The 13,766-nt window shown below is 40.6% G+C and carries 20 protein-coding genes; 13 read left to right on the top strand and 7 right to left on the bottom strand.

Annotated elements, in window-relative coordinates; all coding sequences use genetic code 11:
• The first annotated feature begins 6 nt into the window (after positions 1-6).
• From A5875_RS20845 to A5875_RS20830, 4 genes are all read left to right on the top strand, one after another.
• The gene (locus A5875_RS20845; RefSeq protein ID WP_088935483.1) at positions 7-1,320 is read left to right on the top strand and encodes a PTS sugar transporter subunit IIC; all 1,314 of its coding nucleotides are present in this window, start codon (positions 7-9) and stop codon (positions 1,318-1,320) included.
• Between the two features lie 169 nt (positions 1,321-1,489).
• Positions 1,490-2,419: a cysteine synthase A gene (gene cysK, locus A5875_RS20840; RefSeq protein ID WP_088935482.1), complete on the top strand. Its 930-nt coding sequence runs from the start codon at positions 1,490-1,492 to the stop codon at positions 2,417-2,419.
• Between the two features lie 348 nt (positions 2,420-2,767).
• A complete protein-coding gene (locus A5875_RS20835; RefSeq protein ID WP_088935481.1) occupies positions 2,768-2,968 on the top strand; it encodes a cold-shock protein in 201 nt (66 codons plus the stop codon).
• Positions 2,969-3,045: 77 nt separating this feature from the next.
• Positions 3,046-3,279 carry a hypothetical protein gene (locus A5875_RS20830; RefSeq protein WP_088935480.1) on the top strand — a complete coding sequence of 78 codons (234 nt, stop codon included), beginning with the start codon at positions 3,046-3,048 and terminating at the stop codon, positions 3,277-3,279.
• A gap of 57 nt (positions 3,280-3,336) precedes the next feature.
• On the opposite strand, the gene A5875_RS20825 is transcribed toward A5875_RS20830, so the two are convergent.
• On the bottom strand, positions 3,337-3,807 hold the full coding sequence (locus A5875_RS20825; protein ID WP_088935479.1) for an ImmA/IrrE family metallo-endopeptidase: 471 nt from the start codon (positions 3,805-3,807) through the stop codon (positions 3,337-3,339).
• Positions 3,808-3,811: 4 nt separating this feature from the next.
• Positions 3,812-4,138, bottom strand: a complete 327-nt coding sequence (locus A5875_RS20820) for a helix-turn-helix domain-containing protein (protein ID WP_088935478.1) — start codon at positions 4,136-4,138, stop codon at positions 3,812-3,814.
• Between the two features lie 218 nt (positions 4,139-4,356).
• Between A5875_RS20820 and A5875_RS20815 the strand changes: the two genes are divergently transcribed.
• The 3 genes from A5875_RS20815 to A5875_RS20805 all read left to right on the top strand — a co-directional run bounded on the left by A5875_RS20815 (position 4,357) and on the right by A5875_RS20805 (position 6,076).
• On the top strand, positions 4,357-4,746 hold the full coding sequence (locus A5875_RS20815) for a transcriptional regulator (RefSeq protein WP_088935477.1): 390 nt from the start codon (positions 4,357-4,359) through the stop codon (positions 4,744-4,746).
• Between the two features lie 311 nt (positions 4,747-5,057).
• Entirely contained in the window at positions 5,058-5,273 is a 216-nt protein-coding gene (locus A5875_RS20810) for a BhlA/UviB family holin-like peptide (RefSeq protein WP_088935476.1), read from the top strand.
• Between the two features lie 119 nt (positions 5,274-5,392).
• Positions 5,393-6,076 carry a peptidoglycan amidohydrolase family protein gene (locus tag A5875_RS20805; protein ID WP_088935475.1) on the top strand — a complete coding sequence of 228 codons (684 nt, stop codon included), beginning with the start codon at positions 5,393-5,395 and terminating at the stop codon, positions 6,074-6,076.
• A 52-nt stretch (positions 6,077-6,128) separates the two neighbouring features.
• Here the strand turns inward: A5875_RS20805 and A5875_RS20800 are convergent, their stop codons facing one another.
• Both A5875_RS20800 and A5875_RS20795 read right to left on the bottom strand, forming a co-directional pair.
• Positions 6,129-6,857: a class I SAM-dependent methyltransferase gene (locus A5875_RS20800; RefSeq protein ID WP_088935474.1), complete on the bottom strand. Its 729-nt coding sequence runs from the start codon at positions 6,855-6,857 to the stop codon at positions 6,129-6,131.
• 87 nt (positions 6,858-6,944) lie between these two features.
• Positions 6,945-7,160, bottom strand: a complete 216-nt coding sequence (locus A5875_RS20795) for a hypothetical protein (RefSeq protein ID WP_088935473.1) — start codon at positions 7,158-7,160, stop codon at positions 6,945-6,947.
• A 614-nt stretch (positions 7,161-7,774) separates the two neighbouring features.
• Between A5875_RS20795 and A5875_RS20790 the strand changes: the two genes are divergently transcribed.
• Both A5875_RS20790 and A5875_RS20785 read left to right on the top strand, forming a co-directional pair.
• Positions 7,775-8,206 (top strand): universal stress protein, encoded by a 432-nt coding sequence (locus A5875_RS20790; RefSeq protein WP_088935472.1) that lies wholly within the window; start codon positions 7,775-7,777, stop codon positions 8,204-8,206.
• 368 nt (positions 8,207-8,574) lie between these two features.
• Complete coding sequence (locus A5875_RS20785; RefSeq protein WP_088935471.1) at positions 8,575-9,003, top strand: universal stress protein; 429 nt, start codon at positions 8,575-8,577, stop codon at positions 9,001-9,003.
• 17 nt (positions 9,004-9,020) lie between these two features.
• Here the strand turns inward: A5875_RS20785 and A5875_RS20780 are convergent, their stop codons facing one another.
• Both A5875_RS20780 and A5875_RS23880 read right to left on the bottom strand, forming a co-directional pair.
• Positions 9,021-9,638 carry a GNAT family N-acetyltransferase gene (locus tag A5875_RS20780; protein ID WP_254911915.1) on the bottom strand — a complete coding sequence of 206 codons (618 nt, stop codon included), beginning with the start codon at positions 9,636-9,638 and terminating at the stop codon, positions 9,021-9,023.
• Positions 9,639-9,973: 335 nt separating this feature from the next.
• Positions 9,974-10,123, bottom strand: a complete 150-nt coding sequence (locus A5875_RS23880) for a hypothetical protein (protein ID WP_171004960.1) — start codon at positions 10,121-10,123, stop codon at positions 9,974-9,976.
• Between the two features lie 251 nt (positions 10,124-10,374).
• On the opposite strand from A5875_RS23880, the gene A5875_RS20775 reads away from it, so the two are divergent.
• From A5875_RS20775 to A5875_RS20765, 3 genes are all read left to right on the top strand, one after another.
• Positions 10,375-11,109: a C39 family peptidase gene (locus A5875_RS20775; protein WP_176244768.1), complete on the top strand. Its 735-nt coding sequence runs from the start codon at positions 10,375-10,377 to the stop codon at positions 11,107-11,109.
• Positions 11,110-11,273: 164 nt separating this feature from the next.
• Entirely contained in the window at positions 11,274-11,702 is a 429-nt protein-coding gene (locus A5875_RS20770; protein ID WP_088935469.1) for a universal stress protein, read from the top strand.
• Between the two features lie 102 nt (positions 11,703-11,804).
• Positions 11,805-12,563: a MerR family transcriptional regulator gene (locus tag A5875_RS20765; protein ID WP_088935468.1), complete on the top strand. Its 759-nt coding sequence runs from the start codon at positions 11,805-11,807 to the stop codon at positions 12,561-12,563.
• A 17-nt stretch (positions 12,564-12,580) separates the two neighbouring features.
• Here A5875_RS20765 and A5875_RS20760 read toward each other — a convergent pair whose 3' ends face one another.
• A complete protein-coding gene (locus A5875_RS20760) occupies positions 12,581-13,261 on the bottom strand; it encodes a hypothetical protein (RefSeq protein WP_088935467.1) in 681 nt (226 codons plus the stop codon).
• Positions 13,262-13,385: 124 nt separating this feature from the next.
• Here A5875_RS20760 and A5875_RS20755 point away from each other — a divergent pair, with 124 nt between their 5' ends.
• The gene (locus tag A5875_RS20755) at positions 13,386-13,646 is read left to right on the top strand and encodes a hypothetical protein (RefSeq protein WP_088935466.1); all 261 of its coding nucleotides are present in this window, start codon (positions 13,386-13,388) and stop codon (positions 13,644-13,646) included.
• The last annotated feature ends 120 nt before the right edge of the window (positions 13,647-13,766 follow it).

The following is a 13,766-nucleotide window of genomic DNA, read 5'->3' as shown; positions in this document are numbered from 1 at the left end:
AGAAGAATGAATACTTTTATTGATTTCATGGAAAAACGATTTATCCCTGTCGCAAATAAAATCTCTGAAAATCGTTACTTAAAGAGTGTCAGCACAGGGTCGATGGCGCTGCTGGGTGTTATTATGGTAGGCTCGATTTTTACGGTGATCGCTAGTTTCAGCTGGGGACCTTATCAAGATTTCTTGACTAGTACACAATTAGGGACACTGCTAAATTATATCCCGGATTTTACCATTGATTTGTTGGGGATGTATATGGCCTTTAGTATCGCGTATTGCGGCGCAGATATTTTCAAGATAAAAGAGCATGCATTAGGAACAGGTTTGATCTCACTTGTCAGCTTTTTGATGCTTAGTCCGTTGACGGATGTGCCAGAAGAGCGTTTAGCCTATCTGAATACCAGCTATTTAGGAGCTAAAGGTGTCTTTGTTGCGATCTTTGTCTCACTGTTGACGATTCAAGTGATGCGATTTTTTGTTAAGAAGAACTTTACGATCCGTATGCCGCAGGGTGTGCCTGAGATGGTCACCAAGTCCTTTACGTCTTTAATTCCGGCGGTTGCGATTGTTTTGATTTTTGGATTAATCAAGCTGTTATTTAGTCTGACCAGCTTTGAAACAGCGACGGACTTTATTTATACCTTGCTTCAACAGCCGCTGCAGTCGTTGACCGCAACCTTGCCAGCATTCTTAGTTCTGATTTTGATTTCTAACCTGCTGTGGTTCTTTGGGATTCACGGATCAATGACCGTTTTGCCGATTTTGATGCCGATCTTTTTGGGCTACCTCGCAGGAAATACCGAGGCTGTCTCCGCCGGCGAAGCGATCCCGCATGTCATTAATTTTGGTCTTTATGATCTGGCCTGTCTAGGAGGAAGCGGAGCTACGATCGGTTTAGTGGCGAATATGTTTTTCTTTTCAAAGAGCAAACGTTATCGCGCCTTTTCCAAAATTGTTTTCCCCAGCGGATTATTCGGAGTCAATGAACCGGTGATTTTCGGGATGCCGCTGATGTTAAATGTGATGCTGCTGATTCCATTTCTATTAACTCCTTTAGTGATCGTTTCGCTGGGGTATCTGTTGATCTCTTTTGGAATCATTACTGCTCCAATCGGAATCTTAGGCGCCGGATCATTACCGCCGCTAGTTCATGGGATCGTGCAGGGAAGTTTATCCTTTGGTATTTACGAAATTATTGCGGCAGTGCTTTCAATGGCCATCTATTTCCCATTTTTTAAAGCCTTAGATAATCAAGCAGTTCAAGAAGAAGCTGCCGCAAATGAGTTAGCAGCAGAAGATTCGACAGTTAGTGAAATTTAACGAGGAGCTCAACCATTTATAAGCAAATGGTTGGGCTCTTTTTGTGTGATTGTCAAAATAAGCACCCATAGCTAAAACCAATGACCAGCCATAAAAAAGCGCAATTAGCTAAGACGGATCGGTAACAGGTATAGTTGATGTACTGAAAAACAAGCAGGAGGACATCAATATGGGAAAAACTTATTCATCCATTTTAGAGTTAATCGGAGAAACGCCAATCGTGAAGCTGAATACACTGATACCGGAAAACAGCGCGGAGGTTTATGTCAAGCTGGAGTTTTTTAATCCCGGCGGCAGTGTGAAGGATCGGATCGCTTTGCATATGATCGAAACAGCGGAAAAGGCGGGAGAATTAAAGCCGGGAAATACGATTGTGGAACCAACTAGCGGGAACACTGGAGTAGGTTTAGCCATGGTCGGTGCTGCCAAAGGCTATCCAGTCATTATCGTGATGCCGGATACGATGAGTATTGAACGAAGAAAACTTATTCAAGCATACGGTGCAACGCTGATCCTGACACCCGGCGCAGAAGGGATGAAGGGGGCGATCGCAAAAGCTAGCGAGCTAGCCAGTCAAGACGGCTACTTTATGCCGCTGCAGTTCAACAACCCGGCAAATTCGGCGATCCACCGAGAAACGACGGCGAAAGAAATTCAAGCAGCTTTTGGGACAGGCGGTTTAGACGCTTTTATCGCAGGTGTCGGGACCGGCGGAACGATCACGGGTGCCGGTCAAAAATTGAAGGAAGCCTATCCTGATCTAAAGATTTACGCAGTAGAACCGGAAGAATCGCCTGTTTTAAAAGGCGGCGCCCACTCTCCTCATAAAATCCAAGGAATCGGTGCCGGTTTTGTTCCAGAAATACTGGACACCACGATCTATGATCAAGTCCTTTCCGTTGCCAGCGAAACAGCCCTGCAAACTGCGCGGGAAGCTGCCGCAAAAGAGGGCATATTAGTCGGAATATCTGCAGGTGCAGCGATCCATTCTGCACTTCAAGTAGCACAAGAATTAGGACCGGACAAAAAGGTTTTGGCGATCGTTCCAGATAACGGAGAACGCTATTTATCGACTGCCCTGTATCAATTTGACGAATAACGAAATTCCGCCCCTTCATCGTTGGTGAAGGGGCTTTTTTAAATGTTCGTGTTTAACGTCGAAAAGGATCAATAAACGTCTCGGTTTTGTTAATATGAAAAGAATTGAGAATACAAGGGTTAATTGGAGTTATTAAGGAAATGACGCGAAACTTAATATTATAAGCAAAGGACTGCGTAAATGTTCATGTTTATTTGCTTTCTTCGTTCCGCCATGTTATGGTAACTAAGTAATACTTTGATATGTGACTAGGTGGTTATCTAAGAATTTTAAGATACTTTTTTATTACACGTCATTTTTTATTACAACAAAATAAACACAGTTGATGTGTAATTGGAGGTACTTTCTATGAATAAAGGTACAGTAAAATGGTTTAATGCAGACAAAGGTTTTGGTTTCATCACTGGAGAAGACGGAAATGATGTTTTCGCACATTTCTCAGCTATCCAAGGCGACGGATTCAAATCTTTAGACGAAGGTCAAGCAGTGACTTTCGATGTTGAAGAAGGCCAACGCGGCTTACAAGCTTCAAACATCACAAAAGACTAAGATTAATCTATTGATGGATGACTAAGGAGATCGGAAACGATCTTCTTTTTTTATAATATTTGAAGGAGGATATTCAAATGGCGAACACCTATGGATTCAAATCTCCAACCCCCTCATTTTTAGGGGAGCGCTTCTCGATCGGGCAAGAAGTATTTTTCGAATATAAAAAGGAAACACAACTAGGAATTGTAAAGAATAAACTGAACAATTCAGCGATCGTCAAAATCATCAAAAGTGAAACAGAAGATTTCATTGATTTTACGACGGTCATTAGTTATGGTGAACTAGTCGATCCTGAGACCAATTTTTAATGGTCTAAATAAATAGATAAAACGAACGGCCTTCAGCACACGCTGAGGGCCGTTTTTTTACTCATCAAAAAATTCAAAGACACCGATCGTTCCATCTGCGCGAAAAAGAATCCGGTAGTTTTTGTAAGAAAGTCCTTCGCCATACATCCGGGCATAGACCTTGACCGCATGCTCCAAAGACTCCTTACTGATCCCTAAATAATCGGCACATTCCCAAACCGTGGAAAAACGTTCTTTGTGACAGTCAATGATGTCTTGCGGCGTGACGACTAGAGTAGCGCCAACATCACGGGCTTTTTGTTCTTGCTTGCGTTTTTCATGGGTGTCCTGCTGCGTGATGTCGCCGGAGCTTGTTAGATAATGGGCGATTTCTTCTGCGATCGTATCGGTTAATTCTTCAGAAGTTTGGCGCGGGTTCAAGTAAACATGATTATCGATATATAACCCCTTTTGACCATCGGGCATGGATGGATCAAAAATATAATTGATTCCTTGAAAATGAGCCATTAGTTTTTCTGCTTTATCCATTCGATTAATCCTTCTTTGCGTGTTTCTGTTTAATGAAATCAATATAATTCAGAATATCTTCCATTTGTTCTTCGGTCACTTCATCATCAATATGGGCGGCCACGGTCATCTGTTTGGCCGAAAAAGCATTTTTTTGCTCCCGGCCATGCAAGTAGTCCAAAGAGACATTAAAAAAATCCGCGATTTTATTTTGCGTCTCGATATCAGGCGTTCGTTTTCCTTGTTCATAGGAAGCGTAAGTCGTTTTCGCGATCCCCAGCTTTTTTGCCATCTCCAACTGGGTAAGGTGAGGTGTTTTTTTTCTCAGCTTTTTTAATTGTTGTGCAAACATAATGACACTCCCTTCGAGACCATAGTAACATGAATCGTCTAACAATTTCCAGAAAAAACAGACGATATGTCGACAAAACAATTTACATAGTACGCGAAATGTATTACCATTAATCTACAAAAAAGATTTTGAGTCCGTTTTAAAGGGAATTTAGTATTAAAAATAATTTACTATTTCCCAGCGACTTCTAACGATAGTTATTTTAAGGAGGAAAGACGATGGAAAAATGGAAGAAAGACTATTTGAAAGGAATCCTGCGCGATTATCCCAACATGGAGGATTACTACTTAGAAAGAAAAGAAAAGCTGCTTTTGCATAATAAGCGGACGCGTCAACAGGCGAATATGGATACAAAAAATAAAAGACTGTTGATCTCCATTTCTTTAGATCGGCAGCTGGTCAACTTGGAACGAAATCAAAAGATCATCACCATGTGCTTAGAAAATGCGACAGCGGAAACAAAAGATATCATCGAGCTGCTTTATATGATGAACAACCAGAAGGTCAATCTTGATCTAGTGGCGGACCAGGTCTTTTTAAGCAAGCGGCAAGTAATGCGCCTGCGGGATGCTTTTTTTGAAGAGTTAGCCGAACATCTAGGAATCTGATGTCTTTTTTTTTGGCAACAAAGCGAACATAAGTTCGTATATAGTGTAGATAGATCAAACAGAAAGGAATGAAACGGATGAGTAAGCGAGTATTTGTTTTGAAATTGGGCGGGAAAACATGAGAAATGTTTGTGGTGGAGTGAAAGCAGAAAATTAGATAGTTCGGAAGGATTTTTTGGCAGAGGATTTTCCTATTTTCAGATGGTTAATAGTTAGTTTTTCAGCATCAACAGAGACTTACGAAAAGGCGTGCAATTTGTTCTTCTGAATTATCTAACAGGTCAGTAAAAATTCAGGAAAGCTGGTGAAGCATGGATAATTTTATTTCAACATTCCTCAATAATCCTGAAAGCATCGGATTTCCAGTGCTTTTTGTCTTTCTCTTAGTCTGGGTGATGAAGCAGAACAATGCACGGGAAGAACGCTATTTAAACACCATCGATGATTTGACAGAATCACTCAAGCAAGTCGAGAGAATCGAAACAACGGTCAATCATATAAATGAAAGAATGGGCGAACAGGGATGAGGATTTGACACAAATTTTGGCGACAAGAGTAAGTTTTGCACCGATTATGATGATCGTTACAGAAGGTGCAAAATAAAGCGCAATTAAATGAAAAATTGGAATAGAACAGAGGTGAAAAAATGGGCGATATAAACAAAATGATTCAATGGATGAAGGATCGTGAGGGAAAAGTAAAATATAGTCAGCCTAATCGCTTAGGTCCGAATAGTTACGACTGTAGTTCGGCGGTTTATTTTTCATTGATAGCTGGAGGATTTATTCCATCCGGTACTATGGGATGGACAGGTTCATTACATGATACAACACTCCCACCGATTGCTACAAAAATTGCTCGTTCAGAATGTCGAAAAGGCGATATCTTTTTGTCGAAATATTGGGCAAATGATGGGCACACAGGGATTTTTATTGATAACAAAACAATTATCCATTGTTCCTATGGAAAAAATGGTATTTATACCACTCCAGCAGATGGAGGCTATATGGGATACGAGCCTATTGAATATTATCGATTGAAAAATACAGGTAGTGGTTCAGGAGAGAATCCAGAAAAAGAAGGAGAGATAGAGATGTATATTTATTGGAAGCAGCAAAAAATTAATTCGCAAACTTATGATGCATATTTGTTAAATGGAAATAAAAGGATGTATATTAAAGACAATACATTGTTAAATGAATGTCGGGTATTGGTTCGATTATATGGAAACAATACAACAGAAGAACGTTTCTATAATGATGCTTATCGAGTCCTAGCTTTAGAAGCGACGACGGATCTTGTAGAATTTAAGTACTACTCAAATAAATAGCAAAAGAAATCCCTGAAGACTTTCAATCATTCTTCAGGGATTTTTTACATTTTTAACTTTTCTCCGCCTTCACAATCAGCATCATCGGCCGCCGCATTTCGTCCTGCATACCCGGAATATCCAGCATATTCTCAGGCGGCATCGGTTCGACGATGCGTTTGATTTGAAAGCCGTTCGTTAACAAATTATCCAAATAAGTGGTCAACGTGCGGTGATATTTTGTCACCTCGCTGCCGAGAAAGTGGGCGGTGCGCTTGCCTTCGTAGAAATAATTATCGACAGGAAAGTGGGCGATTTTACCAGCTTCGTCATAAGACCAATCCTGCGAACCTTCTGCGGTGAAGATCGGATGTTCTACCGAAAAAATCAATTGCCCTTCAGGAACCAGCCATTGTGCGATGTTTTTAGCCAGCTTGCCAAAGTCCGCAATATAATGGATGGCTAACGAGCTGATGACGATATCAAAGCTCTCCGCATCAAAAGTCACCTCATCAATGCTGGCTTGCAAGTAAGTGATATTACTAAAGGTATTCTTTTTACGTGCAACCTCCAGCATCTTCTCCGACAGATCCACGCCTACCACCGAGGCGGCGCCGTGTTCTGCTGCATAAAGACAGTGCCAGCCATAACCGCAGCCCAGATCGAGTACGCGTTTTCCTTTAAAATCAGGCAGCAGGTCCTTCAACGTCTGCCATTCTCCGGCACCATCCAAACCCTGCTGGCTGCGCGCCATCTGACTATAGCTTTCAAAAAATTCTTCGTTATCATAAATATTATTCATTGTAATTCCTCCATGTAATTTGTATTTTTTTAAACTACATGGAGATCATCTCTTTTGTGTGCGATCATTTTTTATTCCTCGCTTTCGTTAAATTTCATTCATCCAATAGGTGCGGTCGATCGGTTCAACAAAAATCTCGAACTCGCTGGACTCGCTTTCAATAATATGAGTCACCCCATGAACCAGAAAAAACTTATCCGGCTCTCTTAATTGCAACGTATCACCGACGTGAGGGATCAGCGAAAGATCCAACGTACGTTCCTCCTTGCGGGTGAGGATGTTTTTTAAGTTTGCTTTATACATGCCTTGTTCCTCCAATTACACAATGTTCAACGTACTCAGTTTAACACAGTTACGAGAGATAAAAAGGTGCTTTTTCATTTTCCGTTATCAAGAGAATTTCCCTCATAAATCTGTTCTGGTGAATTTTTTCTTCCTAAAAAACAAAAAAGACCGGCCAAAAAGGCAACGGTCCGCAAGTGAAAAACAAATTCTATAAAGGATGGGTAATACCCGCTTCTTACTATAAATGGAAAAGGCTTTCTTGGCAAATTTTTTGCTCAAAAAAAAGCCGTCGCAGGGCAACGACGGCCGGAGTTCTGGGAAGGAACTCGGATAAACAAATGAACTACTGTAACCTTAACGGATTATAAAAATAGATACAAGAAAAATGCTCATGGGATATCAGAATTCTGTCAAAAATTGAATAGCAAGCGGTGAAGAAGCGGTTGAATCGTCCAAAAACAGCAAAAACCCAAAAAGTTTTGCAATCACTAAAAAATTTTCTTTTTTACCAAGGAGAGTTGTTTGCTAGGAAGGGTTGTGAATAAAACTGGGCTCAGCTATAAAATAGAAAGTTGGTTTCGTTTCACAGATCGCTTATTTTCCTTTATAATTTAATAAAGGAGGCGGTTCCAATGATTAATAAATACAAAAATTTTTTAGTCGCAGTTGATGGCTCTGAACATTCAGAACACGCTTTTGAGGAAGCCGTTGAAGCAGCCAAACGTCACGATGCTAAACTGAATGTTATTTCAATCATTAATGACAGCGAACTCTCCACCAGCGCGTTTTCTTTCAGTAAAATTTACGCGGCAGAAAAAGAACAGGTCGAAAAAGATTTGTTGAAGAAAGTTCACGATGCGTCTCGAAAAGAATTTGAGAATATTGAACCGTTTGTTGATCTAGGCAGTCCCAAAGAAAAGATCGTTGAATTCGCCAAAGATAATGATGTCGACATGATCTATCTAGGTGCCACCGGAAAAGGCGAGATCAGCTTATCACGAATCGGCTCAACCGCAGCCTACGTAGTAAACCATGCACCATGCAGCGTAACTGTGATTCGGTAATTTAAAATAGTAAGCACGAAAAATAAATTCATTCGTATGAATAAGGATGCCAGTTCCGCTTTTAGCAGTATCCAGTCAACATAAAATAGCTTTAAAATACAATCGATACGAAGCAAAGGATGTTTAGCGGAATGGTATACGGCTGTCTCTTATACACATCTAGATGTGTATAAGAGACAGAAATAAATTCATTCGTATGAATAAGGATGCCAGTTCCGCTTTTAGCAGTATCCAGTCAACAAAAAATAGATTTTAAATACAAATAATACGAAGCAAAAGATGTTTAGCGGAATGGTATACGGCATGAACATCGGACTTATTTTTCTTTAGAAAAATAAATTCATTCGTATGAATAAGGAGCAGATATTATGATCAGTAGATATAAGAATATTATGGTCGCAGTTGATGGATCGGATCAATCAGAAGGGGCTTTTTTTGAGGCGATCGGAGCAGCTCGGCGAAATGAAGCAAAATTGTATGTTGTTCAGGTAATCGATGATTCCAGTATTTTAATGAGCAGCGCCCAGCCGATGGATGATATCTTGGCCGAAGAGTCTCAGCGGGCAAAGCAATATTTAGAAAAGCTTGCTGAACGGGGACGTTATCAAAATATGGAGCTTATTCAATACATCGGAAATCCCAAAAAAGCGTTGACCGAAGAATTACCCAAACAGTATGACATCGATTTGATTTATGTCGGTGCTACCGGGAAAGGGCGTTTCCAACGCTTATTGGTTGGTTCCACCAGCGGCTACATTGTGAATCATGCCCCTTGCAATGTGATGGTTGTAAGATAAAAAAAGGATTTGACGATTTATTCGTCAGATCCTTTTTTGTAGTGTTCTTTTAGTAATGTGTAGTGGTTCATATCACGCAATTTGCAAAAAAGCAAAGCATCCTGCGGCTCGGTGCTGGTCAGTGTGAAGCCGGCTTTTTGAGCGACGCGATTGCTGGGGGCATTTTCAACATCAACAAAGATCAAGAGCTTGTTTAATCCAAAGTCTTTGAAGGCCAGGCTGCAAAGCGCTTGAACGCATTTTGTAACAATGCCGCGTTTGGTATAAGAAGAATGCAGCCAATAACCGATCTCGCCTTTGCCGATTTTTTGGTCAATATTGTGGATGTCGATACACCCGCAGATCATTTTGTCATAGACGATGAAGAAAAGGTAATCCGTACCTTCTGCGTAGCCGTGCAATTTCATTTTAACAAAATTTTTTTCAGCCTCAAGTGTTTTTGTCTCAGCGATGTCAGCTATAAAAGCTTCAATATGTGGGCGATCCGATTCAATCAAGGAGAACAATTTTTCCGCAGCATTGAGTTGCGGAAAAGCAAGGGATAGGCGGTCATCAATTGGATAGGTAAACGTAGTCATCAGCGACACCTCCGCAAAAGTTTTATCGATCATAACAAGGAGCGCTAAGAAAGTCAAAAAAGGCACCTACCGTGGATTCACAGCAGGTGCTTCTAACGCAATCTCGCGTCTGTCATTGAGGAGTCACTCCTATTTCGTTTTTAGGAAATCATTTTTCGAGAAAAATGAGTCTTATTCTCACCACGTATGTCATCCCACTAGCCGATCTAAAGCTCGGAGTGGAACTGAGATCCTATTTCGTATTAAGGAAATCATTTTTTTGTACATAGCAGGGCTAACTCTTAAAGAAGAAATCATTTTTCCAAAAACCATGAAAAATGAATCTTATTGTCGTAGCGCATACCATTTTACTAACTTGCTAAAGCAAGAAGTAAAACTGGCAAACTGAAATCCTATTTCGTTTTTTGCAATTCTTGTACCGCTTTTTCAATCGTTACGCCAGTTGCTACATGATTGTGATCATTTTTGTCGAAGACGATAAAAAGATTCAAATCAGTGTTCAATGTGACACGGTATTGCACGTTTGTGTTATCGAATGTCATAATCATTCTCCTTTCTTAGTGTTACGAAAGGCAACTATTACGTTGATAACGAAATTCCAATGCTAATATAGCACAGTTTTTCAATGTTTACTAACAAAAAGTTCGTAACTGTGAAAAAACTTAGCAAATCCTTAATGCTTGTTGTTTAATAGAGCAAACATTAAAAATCCGATAAGCCAAGGGTTATTCTTTGAGGCATTTCTTAAAAGACCGTATACTTCTCGTTGGACTATTAATATTTAGGTGAGAAGATGAAGAAAAAAAGAATTATTATACTGCTGATTTTCGTTGCGGTGATCGGCGGCGGGATTTATTTAGTTAAAGATAAAAATGAGCTTACAGATGGGCTCACGGATTTAATCGAGCAACCGCAGCAAAAAAATAAACTAGTAATGGATGTTCCTTTAGAGAGTCAATTCGACGGGGACGCATTGGAAAATGGCTGTGAAGTTACGTCGCTGTCGATGCTGTTGCAATATTATGGCTATGATACGAGTAAAAACGAATTAGCCGACGAGCTGGACTATCAGCCTTTGTTTACAGAATCGGGAAATCACGGGGATCCTCATTTAGGTTTTGTCGGTGATATTACTGGCGGGGACGAGGCGATGGGCGTGGCGGTTGAACCGATCGCGAAATTGGCGAGGGAGTATGTGGGTGATGATTATCGTGTCGTTGCTGGTGAGAAAAACTCTTTCAATAAAATTATCAATGTCGTAGCCAGCGGCAAACCAGTCTGGATCGTTGCAACGGTAGATTTCCAAGTACCAACTGATGATGATTGGCTGCTATGGGAGACGGATCAAGGCAGTATTTACGTGACACCGTTGATTCATTCGGCAGTGATCACCGGTTTTGATCGTGAGAAAGAGATCGTGTATGTCAATGATCCATATGGGTATCAAAATCGCGAAATTGATTGGTCGGATTTGAAAAAAATCTATCAAGAGTCTGATCAGCAATCACTTTATTTAGAAAAGAATTAAGCTATCAAGCCACTTCGAGCCATTTCGAAGTGGTTTTTTGCTGCATTTCAAAAAGTTAAACCCATTTTTAATATTGATGTAAAAAGCTTTTGAATCAAGAGAAGGCTTACAAATCATTTTTGACTTGCTATACTGAAAGAAAGCAATCAAAGGGGGAAGACGCAATGAAAGAACGCTATTATAATATTTTGGCTGCAGTCGATGGCTCGCCGCAGGCACATCAGGCGTTGATGGAAGCTGTTGAGACGGCACGCCGAAACAATGCTCGCTTGTATATCGCCCAAGTTGTGAACAGTTCGGGAATGCTGGTCAACAGTGCGACACCGGTTTCCCAGATCATTGAAGAAGAAAAAAAGGCCGCGATCAAATTACTTGAAGAAGAGGTTGCCGGAATCGATTACTATAATAAGCAAATGGTGACCTGCATCGGAAATCCTAAAAAGGCGCTTTGTTTTGATTTGCCGGAAACCTACAAGATCGATCTGATCTACATGGGGGCTACCGGAAAAGGCGCGATCGAGCGCAGGTTAGTAGGCTCAACCACCGATTATGTCGTTAATAATGCACCCTGTAATGTGATGGTGGTTAAATAAATACTAGCAATTTTTTTCTTGACCTTTACGCTGCGTCAAGGTGTAAGCTGTTTTTGTCGAGGGTCATAAACAAATTATTCAATAGAAGATAGAAGGAAAAAGATGAACTATACAATTAAACAAATCGCCGAGCTTTCCGGGGTGAGCACGCGAACGTTGAGGTTTTATGATGAACGTGAGTTACTGAAGCCAGCTTTTTTAAGCGCTGCCGGTTATCGGATGTATACCGAAAAAGAAGTCGACCGCCTGCAGCAAATTTTATTATACCGCTCATTTGGTGTCCCTTTGAAAACCATCAGGGAATTACTTGAACGACCAGCCGAAAAAATCCAGCAAACTCTGCTTGGGCAGAGAGCTGAAATGGTAAAAAAACGCAAAGAATTGGATGATCTGTTGAAAGTTCTCGACCAGACATTGCTATATTATAAAGGAGAAATCGAAATGACCACAGAAGAAAAATTTGAAGCCTTCAAACAGAAAGCTTTACTAGAAAATGAAGAAACCTATGGCGAAGAGATTCGCGAAAAGTACGGAGAAGATACAGTCGAGGACTCGAATCAAAAATGGCTGGAGATGAGCGAGCGGGACTATCTAAAAATGGAAGAAGTCGAAGCGACATTATTCAAGAAACTGACGGAATATTTAGAGGCCGGCGAATTACCCAGCACATTAGCAGAAGAAATCTTCGGCTTACACCGATTGTGGCTGCAATTCAGTTGGAAAAAATACACAGCGGAAGCGCACAAGAATTTGAGCGAACTCTATTTGGCTGATGAACGCTTTACTAATTATTACGATGAAAAAAGCGGAATCGGTGCCACCGAAGCCCTGTGTCAGATCATTCAGTATTATACGAATTAAAAGGATTGAGCGAGTGCTCAATCCTTTTTTAATGCCAGCAGCTTCAATGAACGCTGTGCTTCCTCTGTAAATTGTTCTTCCTGCTGTAATAGTTCGGTACTTTGCGGAAAAGCAGAGAAACAAATCAGGAATTTCCATTGGATCAGCGGTTCATTGCTGTGGGCTTTTTTTATTTGTAAAAGCCGCTGATAGTTTTCTGTAGTTGCTAATGCCGGATGATAAAAGGCCATATAACCGATCGCGTCGATCAGCTCACTTAATTGTGAGGACGGCAGCTGTTCTGCGGCTGCCAATAATGTAGGAAAAATTTCTGGTCTCATTCGTCCCAATGAACGAGCCATCAGATCTCTCGGCAAGGGAAAGGATTTCTTTTTTGAGGGAGCTATCGGTTTACGGTGCTGGTTATCACCGATGGTTGCGAGAAAATCAATCATTCGCAGAGCCGTCGATTGATCGCCGCTTTCTAGTTTTTCAGTTAACGCCAGTCGAGTGTAAAGTGCCGGCTCGGTTTTTAGCCTGTTTAATAAAATGTCTGATACTTCACAAGTGAGTGGGATCAGCTTGGCGGCGATGGTACGTTCGCCGGCATTTTCGGAAAAAAGCAAGTTGGATAACTCGTTGATAGATTTATTTTTGTAAGCAGATAGTTCACTTTTTTCAACCCATCCGCGTTGTTTTTTTTGCGAATTATTGTTCATTCATTTCGCTCCTTTTTTAAAAGTATAACAGAAAAGGCCAAAAGAAAATTTGTGTTTTATTTCACAAAATGATTGATTTCTGATAAATGCTGTGCTATCATCAAAAAAAGAAGAGGTGACGGGAATGAAAAAAGTAGTTGCGAATCCGATGGAGTTAAGAGATGCTATTCGTTGCGAGAAACCAAATATTTCAATCACAGGCGGCTTTGCTGAAATGATGCAGCCGATAGTTACGCAACAAGAAGCGGATGTAGAGAAAATGGACCTGCCGACTTTCATGAAATTGGCTTTAGATCCTGCGACGATGGAAACATTGACTACCGCATATCAAGTTGCTATGAAAAATGATGCCCAAGGGCTTGAATTAGAATGCGTAAGGCTTTAATTTTTTAGCTATTTTTGTGAAAAATGTATCAAAGTTAAATGATGATGTCCTTGTAGTTAATGGCTGCAAGGATTTTTTGAACGTTTTAAAATGTCCTTACAACGGGAAAATAATCATTTT

The sequence above is a fragment of the Enterococcus sp. 3H8_DIV0648 genome, assembly GCF_002140655.1.
In the GTDB taxonomy this organism is placed as follows: Bacteria; Bacillota; Bacilli; order Lactobacillales; family Enterococcaceae; genus Enterococcus_A; species Enterococcus_A hulanensis.
This window is presented reverse-complemented; position numbering and strand designations above follow the sequence as displayed.

What these genes read in the sequence shown, in the direction of transcription:
- A5875_RS20820 (WP_088935478.1), bottom strand. Translation starts at nt 4,138, where the DNA reads ATGTTTGCACAACAATTAAAAAAGCTGAGAAAAAAAACACCTCACCTT.
- A5875_RS20785 (WP_088935471.1), top strand. Translation starts at nt 8,575, where the DNA reads ATGATCAGTAGATATAAGAATATTATGGTCGCAGTTGATGGATCGGAT.
- A5875_RS20845 (WP_088935483.1), top strand. Translation starts at nt 7, where the DNA reads ATGAATACTTTTATTGATTTCATGGAAAAACGATTTATCCCTGTCGCA.
- A5875_RS20805 (WP_088935475.1), top strand. Translation starts at nt 5,393, where the DNA reads ATGGGCGATATAAACAAAATGATTCAATGGATGAAGGATCGTGAGGGA.
- A5875_RS20760 (WP_088935467.1), bottom strand. Translation starts at nt 13,261, where the DNA reads ATGAACAATAATTCGCAAAAAAAACAACGCGGATGGGTTGAAAAAAGT.
- A5875_RS20800 (WP_088935474.1), bottom strand. Translation starts at nt 6,857, where the DNA reads ATGAATAATATTTATGATAACGAAGAATTTTTTGAAAGCTATAGTCAG.
- cysK (WP_088935482.1), top strand. Translation starts at nt 1,490, where the DNA reads ATGGGAAAAACTTATTCATCCATTTTAGAGTTAATCGGAGAAACGCCA.
- A5875_RS20770 (WP_088935469.1), top strand. Translation starts at nt 11,274, where the DNA reads ATGAAAGAACGCTATTATAATATTTTGGCTGCAGTCGATGGCTCGCCG.
- A5875_RS20810 (WP_088935476.1), top strand. Translation starts at nt 5,058, where the DNA reads ATGGATAATTTTATTTCAACATTCCTCAATAATCCTGAAAGCATCGGA.
- A5875_RS20830 (WP_088935480.1), top strand. Translation starts at nt 3,046, where the DNA reads ATGGCGAACACCTATGGATTCAAATCTCCAACCCCCTCATTTTTAGGG.
- A5875_RS20795 (WP_088935473.1), bottom strand. Translation starts at nt 7,160, where the DNA reads ATGTATAAAGCAAACTTAAAAAACATCCTCACCCGCAAGGAGGAACGT.
- A5875_RS20835 (WP_088935481.1), top strand. Translation starts at nt 2,768, where the DNA reads ATGAATAAAGGTACAGTAAAATGGTTTAATGCAGACAAAGGTTTTGGT.
- A5875_RS20765 (WP_088935468.1), top strand. Translation starts at nt 11,805, where the DNA reads ATGAACTATACAATTAAACAAATCGCCGAGCTTTCCGGGGTGAGCACG.
- A5875_RS20825 (WP_088935479.1), bottom strand. Translation starts at nt 3,807, where the DNA reads ATGGATAAAGCAGAAAAACTAATGGCTCATTTTCAAGGAATCAATTAT.
- A5875_RS20755 (WP_088935466.1), top strand. Translation starts at nt 13,386, where the DNA reads ATGAAAAAAGTAGTTGCGAATCCGATGGAGTTAAGAGATGCTATTCGT.
- A5875_RS20790 (WP_088935472.1), top strand. Translation starts at nt 7,775, where the DNA reads ATGATTAATAAATACAAAAATTTTTTAGTCGCAGTTGATGGCTCTGAA.
- A5875_RS23880 (WP_171004960.1), bottom strand. Translation starts at nt 10,123, where the DNA reads ATGACATTCGATAACACAAACGTGCAATACCGTGTCACATTGAACACT.
- A5875_RS20775 (WP_176244768.1), top strand. Translation starts at nt 10,375, where the DNA reads ATGAAGAAAAAAAGAATTATTATACTGCTGATTTTCGTTGCGGTGATC.
- A5875_RS20815 (WP_088935477.1), top strand. Translation starts at nt 4,357, where the DNA reads ATGGAAAAATGGAAGAAAGACTATTTGAAAGGAATCCTGCGCGATTAT.